Origin of the sequence: Curtobacterium sp. ME26 (assembly GCF_903970945.1) — a bacterium.
Classification (GTDB): Bacteria; Actinomycetota; Actinomycetes; order Actinomycetales; family Microbacteriaceae; genus Curtobacterium; species Curtobacterium citri.
Window position 1 is genome coordinate 119,863 of the sequence record NZ_CAJCKG010000004.1, and the last position, 11,327, is coordinate 131,189.

The 11,327-nt window shown below is 74.3% G+C and carries 16 protein-coding genes; 7 read left to right on the forward strand and 9 right to left on the reverse strand.

Annotation, left to right across the window (positions count from 1 at the left end):
• Positions 1-16: 16 nt before the first annotated feature.
• The 3 genes from H7A69_RS02875 to epsC all read left to right on the forward strand — a co-directional run bounded on the left by H7A69_RS02875 (position 17) and on the right by epsC (position 2,711).
• The gene (locus tag H7A69_RS02875; protein ID WP_182045664.1) at positions 17-1,051 is read left to right on the forward strand and encodes a dipeptidase; all 1,035 of its coding nucleotides are present in this window, start codon (positions 17-19) and stop codon (positions 1,049-1,051) included.
• 140 nt (positions 1,052-1,191) lie between these two features.
• Positions 1,192-2,130, forward strand: a complete 939-nt coding sequence (cysK, locus tag H7A69_RS02880; RefSeq protein ID WP_182045665.1) for a cysteine synthase A — start codon at positions 1,192-1,194, stop codon at positions 2,128-2,130.
• On the forward strand, positions 2,127-2,711 hold the full coding sequence (gene epsC / locus H7A69_RS02885) for a serine O-acetyltransferase EpsC (protein WP_259346049.1): 585 nt from the start codon (positions 2,127-2,129) through the stop codon (positions 2,709-2,711). Before cysK ends, epsC begins: the two co-directional genes overlap by 4 nt.
• A 9-nt stretch (positions 2,712-2,720) precedes the next feature.
• Here the strand turns inward: epsC and H7A69_RS02890 are convergent, their stop codons facing one another.
• On the reverse strand, positions 2,721-3,023 hold the full coding sequence (locus tag H7A69_RS02890; RefSeq protein ID WP_220456181.1) for an excalibur calcium-binding domain-containing protein: 303 nt from the start codon (positions 3,021-3,023) through the stop codon (positions 2,721-2,723).
• Between the two features lie 129 nt (positions 3,024-3,152).
• On the opposite strand from H7A69_RS02890, the gene H7A69_RS02895 reads away from it, so the two are divergent.
• A complete protein-coding gene (locus H7A69_RS02895; protein ID WP_182045667.1) occupies positions 3,153-3,533 on the forward strand; it encodes an MmcQ/YjbR family DNA-binding protein in 381 nt (126 codons plus the stop codon).
• Between the two features lie 35 nt (positions 3,534-3,568).
• Here H7A69_RS02895 and H7A69_RS02900 read toward each other — a convergent pair whose 3' ends face one another.
• Positions 3,569-4,261 carry an MOSC domain-containing protein gene (locus H7A69_RS02900; protein ID WP_182045668.1) on the reverse strand — a complete coding sequence of 231 codons (693 nt, stop codon included), beginning with the start codon at positions 4,259-4,261 and terminating at the stop codon, positions 3,569-3,571.
• Positions 4,262-4,364: 103 nt separating this feature from the next.
• Here H7A69_RS02900 and H7A69_RS02905 point away from each other — a divergent pair, with 103 nt between their 5' ends.
• From H7A69_RS02905 to H7A69_RS02915, 3 genes are read left to right on the forward strand one after another with little or no spacing between them, the layout of a single operon-like run.
• Positions 4,365-4,919, forward strand: a complete 555-nt coding sequence (locus tag H7A69_RS02905; protein ID WP_182045669.1) for an RNA polymerase sigma factor — start codon at positions 4,365-4,367, stop codon at positions 4,917-4,919.
• Positions 4,916-5,551 carry a hypothetical protein gene (locus H7A69_RS02910; RefSeq protein WP_182045670.1) on the forward strand — a complete coding sequence of 212 codons (636 nt, stop codon included), beginning with the start codon at positions 4,916-4,918 and terminating at the stop codon, positions 5,549-5,551. Before H7A69_RS02905 ends, H7A69_RS02910 begins: the two co-directional genes overlap by 4 nt.
• Entirely contained in the window at positions 5,548-5,856 is a 309-nt protein-coding gene (locus tag H7A69_RS02915; RefSeq protein WP_182045671.1) for a hypothetical protein, read from the forward strand. The genes H7A69_RS02910 and H7A69_RS02915 overlap by 4 nt, the downstream gene beginning before the upstream one ends.
• A gap of 89 nt (positions 5,857-5,945) precedes the next feature.
• On the opposite strand, the gene H7A69_RS02920 is transcribed toward H7A69_RS02915, so the two are convergent.
• From H7A69_RS02920 to H7A69_RS02950, 7 genes are all read right to left on the reverse strand, one after another.
• The gene (locus H7A69_RS02920) at positions 5,946-6,863 is read right to left on the reverse strand and encodes a phospholipase (protein ID WP_182045672.1); all 918 of its coding nucleotides are present in this window, start codon (positions 6,861-6,863) and stop codon (positions 5,946-5,948) included.
• A gap of 274 nt (positions 6,864-7,137) precedes the next feature.
• Positions 7,138-7,599, reverse strand: a complete 462-nt coding sequence (locus tag H7A69_RS02925; protein WP_182045673.1) for a MarR family winged helix-turn-helix transcriptional regulator — start codon at positions 7,597-7,599, stop codon at positions 7,138-7,140.
• Positions 7,600-7,765: 166 nt separating this feature from the next.
• Entirely contained in the window at positions 7,766-8,416 is a 651-nt protein-coding gene (locus tag H7A69_RS02930) for a GntR family transcriptional regulator (RefSeq protein ID WP_069713367.1), read from the reverse strand.
• A gap of 134 nt (positions 8,417-8,550) precedes the next feature.
• On the reverse strand, positions 8,551-8,985 hold the full coding sequence (locus tag H7A69_RS02935; RefSeq protein WP_182045674.1) for a DUF1810 domain-containing protein: 435 nt from the start codon (positions 8,983-8,985) through the stop codon (positions 8,551-8,553).
• Positions 8,982-9,767 carry a DUF2071 domain-containing protein gene (locus tag H7A69_RS02940; protein WP_182045675.1) on the reverse strand — a complete coding sequence of 262 codons (786 nt, stop codon included), beginning with the start codon at positions 9,765-9,767 and terminating at the stop codon, positions 8,982-8,984. Before H7A69_RS02940 ends, H7A69_RS02935 begins: the two co-directional genes overlap by 4 nt.
• Positions 9,764-10,162, reverse strand: a complete 399-nt coding sequence (locus H7A69_RS02945; protein WP_182045676.1) for a hypothetical protein — start codon at positions 10,160-10,162, stop codon at positions 9,764-9,766. Before H7A69_RS02945 ends, H7A69_RS02940 begins: the two co-directional genes overlap by 4 nt.
• Before the next feature lie 59 nt (positions 10,163-10,221).
• Positions 10,222-11,151 carry a phosphopantothenoylcysteine decarboxylase gene (locus tag H7A69_RS02950; protein WP_259346051.1) on the reverse strand — a complete coding sequence of 310 codons (930 nt, stop codon included), beginning with the start codon at positions 11,149-11,151 and terminating at the stop codon, positions 10,222-10,224.
• Positions 11,152-11,327: the final 176 nt, after the last annotated feature.

An 11,327-nucleotide genomic window follows, 5' to 3' on the forward strand; every position in this document is an offset into this window, starting at 1 on the left:
GCGGTAGCGTCGACGCATGACGTTCGACTCCCTCGCCTTCCCCGTCGTCGACGGCCACAACGACCTGCCGTGGGAGCGTCGCGAGTCCCACGACTCCGGCGTCGAGGGCATCGACACGGAGGACGGGACCCTGCACACCGACCTGCCGAAGCTGCGCGCCGGTGGCGTCGTCGGACAGTTCTGGTCGGTGTTCGTGCCGTCGGACGACCCCGACCCGGTGCGGACGACGCTGCAGCAGGTCGACACCGCCCACCGGATCATCGAGCGGTACCCGGACGACCTGACCTTCGTCCGGACCGCCGCCGAGCTCCGGGCCGCCGTCGCTGCCGGACGCATCGCCTCGCTGCTCGGGGCCGAGGGCGGGCACTCCATCGGGGACGACCTGGCCGTGCTCCGCACACTCGCCCGACTCGGCGTGCGCTACATGACGCTGACGCACAACGACGACACCACCTGGGCCGACTCCGCGACCGGAGTCCGGGCGCACGGCGGCCTGACCGACCGCGGGCGCGAGGTCGTCGCCGAGATGGAGCGGATCGGCATGCTCGTCGACCTCTCCCACACCGCACCCACCACGATGCGGGACACCCTCGACGTCGCCACGCAGCCCGTCGTGTTCAGCCACTCGTCGACGGTCGCGATCGACGACCACCCCCGCAACGTCCCCGACGACGTGCTGGCCCGCCTGGCCGACAACGGCGGGGTGGTGATGATCACCTTCGTCCCGAAGTTCGTCTCGCGCGCGTGGGCGGACTGGGAGGAGGCGGGTTCCGAGGGGACGCCGCCGCCCGTGACCGTCGCGGACGTGGCGGACCACGTGGAGCACGCGCGGGACGTCGCCGGCGTCGGGCACCTCGGGCTCGGCGGCGACTACGACGGGACGCCCGTGCTGCCGCCGGACCTGCGGGACGTGTCGCGGTACCCGGTGCTCGCCGAGGAGCTGCGGCGGCGCGGGTGGGGCGACGCCGACCTGCGGGCGCTCGCGGGCGGCAACGTGCTGCGGGTGCTCGAGGCGACGGACGGGCGGTTCGCGCCGAACGCGGGGCGCTGACCCGGACCGGATGCGTGGTCGACGTCCGGCGCGTCAGTGGGCGTCATCGACGGGGGAGCACCGGGCGCCGTCGGTAGGATCACGGGGGACTGCAGCGTCACCACCGTCGGTGGCGCCCATCGACCGGAGGACGAAGACGGATGACCGGCACCATCTACGACGACATCACGCAGGCGTTCGGCAACACCCCGCTCGTCCGCCTCAACCGCCTGCCGCAGCCGGACGGCGCCGAGGTCCTGGCGAAGCTCGAGTTCTACAACCCGGGGTCCAGCGTGAAGGACCGGCTCGGGGTCGCGATCATCGACGCGGCCGAGGAGTCCGGGGAGCTCCGTCCGGGCGGCACGATCGTCGAGGGCTCGTCCGGCAACACCGGGATCGCGCTCGCACTGGTCGGTGCCGCCCGCGGGTACCGCGTCGTCATCACCATGCCGGAGACCATGAGCGTCGAGCGTCGTGCGCTCATCCGTGCCTTCGGCGCCGAGATCGTCCTGACGCCCGGTCCCGAGGGGATGAAGGGCGCCGTCGCGCGTGCGGAGCAGATCGTCGAGGAGACCCCCGGGGCGATCCTGGCGCACCAGTTCGAGACCGCCGCGAACGCGGCGATCCACCGCAGGACCACCGCCGAGGAGATCCTCCGCGACACCGAGGGGCACGTCGACGTGTTCGTCGCCGGCGTCGGCACGGGCGGCACCATCACCGGTGTCGGCCAGGTGCTCAAGGAGCGCGTCCCCGGTGTGCAGATCGTCGCCGTCGAGCCGAAGGACTCGCCGCTGCTGTCGGAGGGCAAGGCCGGTCCGCACAAGATCCAGGGGATCGGCGCCAACTTCGTGCCCGAGGTCCTCGACCGGTCCGTCATCGACGAGGTGTTCGACGTCGAGCTCGACGACGCCTTGCGCGTGGCACGGGCGCTCGGGACCGAGGAGGGCATCCTCGCCGGCATCTCGTCCGGTGCCATCGTGCACGCCGCGGTCGAGATCGCCGCCCGCCCGGAGAACGCCGGCAAGCGCGTCGTCGCGATCGTCTGCGACACCGGTGAGCGCTACCTGTCCACGCCGCTCTTCGAGGGACTCACTGCGTGAGCCGTGCCGTCCGACGCGGCGTGCTGGGGACCGTCCGGGAGGACCTGGCCGCAGCACGCCGCGGTGACCCCGCCGCCCGGGGCGACCTGGAGAACGCGGTGGTCTACTCCGGCCTGCACGCGATCTGGACGCACCGCCTGACGCACCGGCTCTGGCTCGCGCGCGGTCTGCCCGGCTCGCGCTTCGCCGCCCGGGTCCTGGCGCAGCTCGCGCGCGCCACGACCGGGATCGAGATCCACCCGGGCGCACGGATCGGTCGTCGCTTCTTCATCGACCACGGCATGGGCGTCGTGATCGGCGAGACCGCGGTCATCGGCGACGACGTGCTGGTGTTCCACGGCGTGACGCTCGGCGGCCGCGGCGGTGAGCACGGACCGGGGCGGCGGCGGCACCCGGTCGTCGGCGACCGGGTGGTGCTCGGAGCGGGGTCGTCGCTCATCGGTGCCATCACCGTGGGGGCGGACACCGTCGTCGGTGCGAACACGGTGGTGACGAAGGACGTCCCCGCGGGGTCGGTCGTCACCGGGGTGGCCGGCACGGCGCGGCCGAGGTCGGGACACGAGGGTGTCCCGACGCTCTGACCGTGTGCGTCAGCTCTTCTCGCAGGCGATGCCGTCCTTGTCGGCGTCCATCGACTTGTTCGCGTTGTAGAGCGCGTCGTCCTTCTTGACCGTGCCCTTCAGCGCGCGGTGCTCGACCTTGCCGGACTTGGTCTTCACGGTGTTGTACGTCACCGACTTCTTCGCGATGCCGCCGGAGTACACCTTCTGCACGGCGGCGCAGTTCGCGTAGGTCTTCGGCGCGGCGGACGCGGCCGTGGTGCCGCCGAGCACGACGGCGGCGGCGAGTGCGACGGTGGCGACGGTTGCGCCGAGGGTGCGGGTGGTCTGCACGGGTTCTTCCCCCTGGGACGTGGTGGCCGCTCGCGCGACCGCCGCGTCGGGTGCGTGGCGGCACGATCGTAGCCGAGCAGGGCTCATCCGCGGATACCCCCGAGCGGGGCGGTGCGGCATGCTGGAGTGGTGGACGGCGCAGCACTGCACGAGGTGGCGATCCGGACGGCCCTGGCACTCCCCGCGGTCGAGGAGACGCAGCCGTTCGGCGAGGACTCGGTCGTGCACAAGGTGGTCGGCCGCATGTTCCTGCTCACCACGACGCTGCGGGGCGTGCCGATCGTCAACCTCAAGTGCGCGCCCCCGCACGCTGCCGCACTGGTCCGCGACCTCGCCGAGGTCACACCGGGGTGGCACATGGACAAGCGGCACTGGATCACGCTGGCGCCGGGGGAGGGGCTCGACGAGGCGATGGTGGAGGACCTCGTCGCGAACTCCTGGGAGCTCGTCGTGCAGGGGCTGCCGCGCGCCCGCCGTCCGCTCGAACCCGCGCGCCGGGTCGGGCCCTAGTCCCGTCCGCTCGACCCCGCGCGTCGGGTCGGGCCCTAGTCCCGTCCGCTCGACCCCGCGCGCCGGGTCGGGCCCGAGAGCCGCCCGCGGGCGAGCACCTTCGAGACGTCGCGGACGACCTTCGGCGCCAGCCGGTCCCCGGAGTCGAGCACCGCGCGGGCCTGCTCCGGCGTGAGGCCCGCGGAGATCTGGCCGATGGTCACGCCGTGCGCCGGCCGGTGGGTCACCACGACCGGGTCGCCGGCGGCAACCGGTCCGGACCGCAGGACGCGGAGGTACGCGCCCGGACGGTTCTCCTCGGCGAACCGGCGGACCCACCCGTCGATGCGCATCCGCCGCGCGAAGGTCCCGCACGGCACCCGCGGGATCGTGACCTCGAGCTCGAGGGTCTCGCCGATCCGCCACCGTTCGCCGGTGACCGCCCCGGTGACGTCGACGCCGCTCGTCCGCAGGTTCTCGCCGAAGAGCCCGGGCGGGACGTCGCGGTCGAGCACCTCGGCGAAGTACGCGGCGTCCTCGTCGGCGTAGGCGTACACGGCCTGGTCCTCGCCGCCGTGGTGCTTCCGGTCGGCCTGCACGTCGGCGTGCAGGCCGAGCGGGCGCACCCGGACGGGGCCGTCGACGGGTCGCTTGTCGATCGCGGTGATGCCGATGGTGCCGGAGTCGCGGAGGAGCTGCTCGACGCGGCAGACGGCGGTGACGAGGGACACGGCACCACCCTGCCGCATGTCGGTCCCCGATCGCGACCGGCGTGCCGCGTGACGATCCGTCCCGTCCGACCGTCACACCGACGCCCAGACTTCCCCGAGGCGTGACCAGTAGAAGGAACCCGTGCCCCACCAGCCCCTCGCAGACCTCGACGACGCCGTCCTCGCCGGTCGCTCGTCGGACGGTGACGTCCGGGCGTTCGAGGTCCTCATCCGCCGGTACACGCCGCTGCTCCGCGCGTACGCCCGCCGCACGCTCGGCTCGACGGACGAGCTCGACGACGTGGTGCAGGAGACGTTCATCACGGCGTGGAACCGGCTCGACTCCCTCGACGACGGTGCCCGCGTGAAGGCGTGGCTCATGCGCATCCTCAGCCGCAAGTGCCTCGACCGGATCCGTGCGCGACGCGTGCACGACGACGTCACCGAGATCGAGGTCGCGGCACCCGACGACGGTGCTCCGGACCGGGTCGCGGAGGCGCGGTCCCGTGAGGAGGCCGTGGAGACGGCGCTCGCCGAGCTCCCCGAGGCGCAGCGACGGTGCTGGGTGATGAAGGAAGTGCTCGAGTACCGCTACGAGGACATCGCCGAGGAGCTCGACCTGCCGGTCTCGACGGTGCGCGGACTGCTCTCGCGCGCGAGGAAGAACATGATCCGTCTCATGGAGGCTTGGCGATGACCGGACCCGACGACCTGCGCCTCGACACCCTCGAGCCCGAGGACCTCGACGGCCACACGATCGACGAGCTCGCCGACTACCTCGACGCCGGCATGCAGCCGGCGGACCCGAGCATCGACGACTCGGCCGCGTGCCAGAACGCCCTCGCCGCGCTGGTGCGACTCCGACAGTCCTCGATGGGCTCCCTCGACGCCGCCGCGGAGCACGAGGAACCGGCGGACGAGTCGTGGATCGGTGGCGTGCTCGCGAACATCTCGCTCGAGGCCCGCGCCGGTCGCGACGTCCCGCTCCGCCCGGTCGCGCCGACCGAGCGGCCGGTGATGACCGAGGGGGCGATCCGCTCGATGGTCCGGACGGCCGGTGACGTCGTGCCCGGGGTCGTGATCGCGCGGTGCTCGCTCGAGGGCGACGTGACCGAGCTCGACGCGCCCGTGCGGGTGCTGGTCGAGCTCGCGGTCCGGTCGGGGGTGCCGATCCACCCGGTGGCGGAGCAGGTACGGGCCGCGGTCGCCGCGGTGCTCGCGGAGCAGACCGACCTGGTCCTCGCGGCCGTGGACGTGCGCGTCCGCGACCTGCTGCCCCCGCAGCCCGGGTCGGTCGACCCGCACGACGACGAGGAGGACCGCGCATGACCCTGGACGACGACACGACCGCGGCGATCGAGGCGGCCGTGCTCGCGGTGCCCGGCGTCGCGGAGCTCTACCGGGCGCGGCCCACCCTCGGCAGCGCGATCGACTCCGCGAAACGGCTCGCCGCGCGCACCCCCGGACCCCGGGTGGTGCTCGACGAGGACGTGCTGCGCGTCGTGATCGGGACGGACGGGTCGCTGCCCGCACCCGCGACGGCGCGCGCGGCGCACCTGGCGGCCTGGGAGGCCGCCGCCGCTCGCGGCGTCGCGCTCGCGCGGGTCGACGTCCGCATCGCACGGGTGGGCTGACCCACCCACGCCCCGGCGGACGGGAGGCGCGGTGCCGGCCGGCCCCGCGCCTCCCGTCCGGCGACCGGTGACGACCGGCACGCGTCGGCTCAGTAGAAGTTGTTCGCCTGCGAGTGCGCCCACGCCGCACACGGGGTGCCGTAGGCGGCGCTGATGTACCGCAGCCCCCAGGTGACCTGCGTCGTGGCGTTCGTCTGCCAGTCGGCGGCGACCGTGGCCATCTTCGACCCGGGCAGTGCCTGGGGGATGCCCGTGGCGCCGCCGTTCGGGTTCACGGCCCGGTAGTCCCATCCGGACTCCTTGGTCCAGAGACTGTCGAGGCACTGGAACTGGGCCGCTCCCCAGCCGTACTGCGACGCGGCCATCGACGACGCGGTCGCCTTGGCGCCGGCGACGGTGTTGGCCGCGGCCTGCGCCCGCGCGGCCTCGGCGGCGCGTTCGGCGGCGGCCGCCGCCTCGGCCTCGGCCTTCGCCCGGGCCGCCGCTGCTGCGGCGGCGTCCGCGTCGGCCTTGTCCTGCGAAGCACTCGCGTCGGCGACCTCGGTGGTCGCGTCGACGGTCGACGCGATGCGCGCGGTGATCGCGCCGCCGGACAGTTCGCGGTAGTCCGACAGCGCACGCACCCGGCGTTCGAGGGTCGTCGTGTCGGTCTTCTCGTTCGCGTCGGCCAGCACGGTCCGCGCGGTGACGATGGTCGCGGCCGCCTGGGCCCGGTCGAGGGACGCGCCGTGCAGGGCCGGGGCGCTGCTGGTGGCGGCGCCGCTCGCGCTCGGGACGCCGAGCGCCTCGCCGATCGCGGGCTGCGTGCCGACGGTCGCGATGCCGCCGACGAGTGCCACGGCGGCGGCGCCCCCGACGAGGAGGGGGGCGCGGCGGCGCAGTGCGCGACGGCGACGGCGGTCCGGGGTGTCGAGCGCCTGCCGACGCGTGGTCGGGGTGGTCGCGCTGGGTTCGGGGGTGCTGCCTGGCTCGGGGGTGCGCTTCGGTTCTGCGGTGTTCTGGGTCATCGGTTCCGGTGGTCGGCCGGCTGGGGCGCGCCTCCCGGTCCACGGCGGTGCCGGGCACGCGGGTGAGGTGGGCGTGCACGGTGCGTCGTGGGGGGAGTCGCGAGCCGGGGAGGACCGGACGGTGGTGTGGGGCCCGTCCGTCCGCCGCTCGGGCGGCGCGGGGCCGCCTGCTCGGGCGAAGCCGACACGATGACGCGGCAGCCTGGGCATCGGGTCCAGGAGTGCTGGCAGGACGGCCCGACGGCCCCCTGGTAACGGTTCGGTAACGGCCTCGTCAGCGAGCGGAGGTGGGAATCTCCTGGGCGCGCTCGCCCTGCCCGATGCGCTCGAGTGCACCGAGGGCCGCTGCGATCGCCTCGACGTCCTCGCGCGGCAGGTCCGCGATGAGTTCGGCGACGATCCCGGTGCGGTCGGCACGGGCCCGGTCGACGGCGGCGATGCCCTCCACCGTGGCCGACACCATGAAGGCGCGGCCGTCGCGGGGGTCGGCCTCCCGGGCGATGAACCCGCGCTGCTCGAGCTCCGTCAGGATGCGGGTCATCGTCGGCTTGGTGACGACCTCGATCCGCGACAGGTCGCCGGGACGCAGGGGTCCCTCGGTCTGGATCGTCGCGAGCGCGGACACCAGGCCCCACCCGAGCGAGGCGGAGTCGGTCCGGGCGCGCCGGTTGATGCGGCCGACCGCGGCGGCCAGGCGTGCGGCGATCTCGGCGCGGTCCGGCTGGCGGTGGCTCATGCGGTGCTCCGGGTGGTCGAGGCGGGGTCGGGCCGTGCGGGGCCCGAGGCGGGTCCGGCCGATGCTACCGGTCCCCGACGGGCCGTGTCCGAGCGTGACGACCGGCCGCGGTGGACCGCTCCCGGTGGCGCCCGGACGGTGTTCCTGTACGACGGTACAGGTCGTGTCAGCGCTTCTCGCCGGGGAGCAGGTGGATCGCCTCCGTGGCGAGCTCGGCCGCGACGTTGTCGCCCGCCTCGGTGGCAGCACGGAGCCGCCGGAAGTCCGCCGTCATCCGGTCCCAGTCGACGAGCTCGTCGAGGTTCGGGAGGCGGAGGCGGAAGGCGAGGCCGTCCGAGGTGTCCCGGCAGACGCGCTGCAGGTCCGCGTTGTCGCAGGCGTCGACGTACAGGCCGAAGACGGCGAGGGCGTCGCGGTTCACCGCCGGGACGTCGTGGGCCTCGAGCTCGGCGATGGTGCGGTCGAGCTGCGCGAGGATCTTCTTCCGGGTCGCCGCGGTCAGGAGCGGCACCGCGAGCCGGACCACGCCCCCGAAGAGCACGCCGAGCGTCTGCATCGCCTCGACGACCTGCGCGGGGTCCGGCGTCGTCACCCGGGTGTACCGGTTCGGGGCCATCTCGATGAGCCCGGCGCGGGCGAGCTGGCTCAGGGCCTCGCGGATCGGGGTGCGGGAGACGCCGAGCCAGGCGATCAGTTCGTCGTCGTTCAGGCGTTCGCCCGGTTCCAGCGTGCCGTCCATGATCGCGGCGTGGATCTTGTGGCGGACGGTGTCGCGGAGCAGCTGGTGCTCGGTGGGGGCGCTGCTGGGGACCGGCATGCGGGTGTCCTCGTGGTCGGTGGACGGACGTCGGCGGCGCCCGACCAGGCGGTGCGAGCGCGAGATCACCGTACCGCTGCGGGAACGGCGGAAAGAGCTGCCGCCGGGGTGTGTGCGGGCGAAGGCTCCGCCGGTCAGGCGTCGCCCTCGAGCAGCCGCACGGTCAGCGGGTCCTCGCTGCCGTGGAACCAGCGGTCGAGCACGGCGCGGAACGGAGCCGGGTCGTCGGCGGTCCGGGCGAAGAGCGTCATGGAGGACCGCGCCTTCATGGCGTCGATGCCGCCGAACAGGGCGTCCGCTCCGGACGCCGGAGCAGCGGCCGCCACCCTCGCCGCCTCGACGAGCCGCGGTCCGAGCACGGGGTGCGCCAGGTACGCCCGCGCCTCGGACGGTCCGTCGATCGCGTAGTACTGGGCCGTCGTGCTCCTGCCGAGCCCTGCGAGCTGCGGGAAGACGAACCACATCCAGTGCGACTGCTTGCGACCGGCGCGCAACTCCGCCAGCGCCCGGTCGTGCACGCCGTCCTGCGCACGGACGAAGCGGTCGAGGTCGTGCTCGTCGTCGCTCACCGGACCACGTCCCCCCACGCGTAGCGGACGGTGGTGCCGTCGACCACGAGCAGCGAATCGGGCTCGCGGTCGAACAGCCCCGGCAGGCCGACGGCGTCGGGCAGGTCGCCCGTGAGCCGCTCGAGCCGTGCCGACCGGATCGTGAGCGGCGCGTGCTGCCGCTGCCAGAACACGGTCCGCGAGAAGAGCCGGGCGTGGATGCCGGCGCGGGTGGTCAGGTCGGCTGCGAGCGGGGTGTCCACGACCCCACCCGCGGTGACGCGCAGGACGACGTCGTGCCGGGGCCGCGGTGCCGTGGGCCGACGGGTGTGCCGGACGTCACGCAGCCACCGGACGGGGTGGGCGGCACGGGCGGGGTGCCGCACGGATCGGTGGTCGAGCGTGTCGCCCTGACGTCGCGACCGCCCGTGGGCGTACGTGTAGGGCACCCCGAGCATCGTGTTCGCGGCGACGATCGCCGGGACGTGGCCCGTGTCGACGGTCCGGTACGTGATCCCGCGGCGTCCACGTCGGTCGACCGTCGGGATCTCGAGCGTGACCTCCCGCATCGACCCGAGCCGGCGGGAGGGCGGGAACGGCGGGACCGCCGTCTGCCGCAAGACGTAGGCGGTCAACCCGACCCAGGCGCTGCCGTCCACGACGTCGGGTCGGGTGCCCCGCGGGACGAGGTGCTCGAGCGAGGCCGGGTTGCGACGCCAGTGGGCGAGGACGATGTCCTCCCACGCGTGCTCGGCGACGGGGCGGTGGCGCAGTGGGGCGGCCGCTCGCGACGTGGCGGTCACCGCCGGGCCGCGTGTCGCCCGACGCGGACGGCCCAGCCGACCAGCGGTGCCTGCAGGGGGAGGCGCAGCACCGCGACGAGCCGCGCCGCGCGGGTGGACCGCGGACTGTCGAGCAGGTCGCGCGCCATCGTCACGTTGGCCGGGAACACCGCGAGGAACAGCGCCGCAGCGGCCCACCCGGACGCCCGCCGGGTGGCGGGGACCGCCAGGCCCGCCGCGACGGCGAGCTCGGCCACGCCGGACGCGAGCGTGGTGATGCGGGGCGGCAGGCCCGCGGGGACGATGCGGTCGTAGCCGCGCGGCCGCAGGAAGTGGGTGACACCGGCTCCGCCGAGGAGCACGGCGAGCATCGTGGCCGTCCGGGTGGCGCGTCGGGTGCGCTCGCGTCGTCGCATGGTCCCATCGTGCCCGCCGCGACCCGGACGAGTGTCAGGTCCGCTCGGGTCGGGTCGGGTCAGGTCAGCGCGGTGGCGACGAGGTCGAGCACCGCGGTGGCGACGTCGGCCTTGCTGCCCGAGGTCTCCCGCACGACGTCGCCGCCGGGCACCAGGACCTCGATCGCGTTCTCCTCGCGTTCGAACCCGGCGTCCCACCCGACGTGGTTCACCACGAGCAGGTCTGCCGGCTTCCGGGCGATCTTGGCGCGACCGAGCGCGATCCGGGCGTCGCGGTCGGGCTCGGTCTCGGCGGCGAACCCGACGATGATCTGCCCGGTGCGCCGGGCGGCGACGAGGTCGGCCAGCACGTCGGGGTTCCGGACGAGCTCGAGCGTCATGGTGTCGCCCTGGTCGTCCTTCTTCAGCTTCTCGGCACGGACCTCGGCGGGACGGTAGTCGGCGACCGCGGCGGTCATCACCACGACGTCGGCGTCGGCGGCCGCACCGTGCACGGCGGCCGCGAGCTCCTCCGTGGAACCGACCGGCACGACGGTCGCGCCGAGCCCGGCGGTCAGACCGGCGTCGACGTTCGCGGCGACCAGCGTCACGGTGGCGCCGCGGCGGACGGCGTCCGCGGCGATCGCGACGCCCTGGCGACCGCTCGAGCGGTTCCCGACGAAGCGGACCGGGTCGAACGGCTCGCGCGTGCCACCGGCGCTCACGACGACACGGACGCCCGCCAGGTCGCCCTGGTCACCCCGCGCGGTGGTCCCGGAACCGGCCGGGAGGCGCGCCCCGCCCCCGTCCGCTCGGCCCGCCTCCGCTCGGCTCGCCTCCACCGGCCCGTCGAGCACCGCCAGCGCGGCGGTCACGATGTCCTCCGGCTCGGCCATGCGGCCGATGCCCGCGTCGTCCCCGGTCAGTGCGCCGACGACGGGACCGACGAAGTGGACGCCGCGGTCCTGCAGGGTCCGGACGTTGGCGCGGGTCGCGGGGTGCTCCCACATCTGAGCTCGGGAGAGCGCCGTGCCGGGGCAGTGTGCTCAGATCCAGGTATCACCCGATGGGGGCGCCCTCCGCCGTACCTACAGAGATCGCAAAACCGACGCGTCCGGACAGCGCGTGTGCGCACGTTGATGGCTCGCCGGACTGGGCGAACCCGTGGGCACCCCTGCGTCAGCTG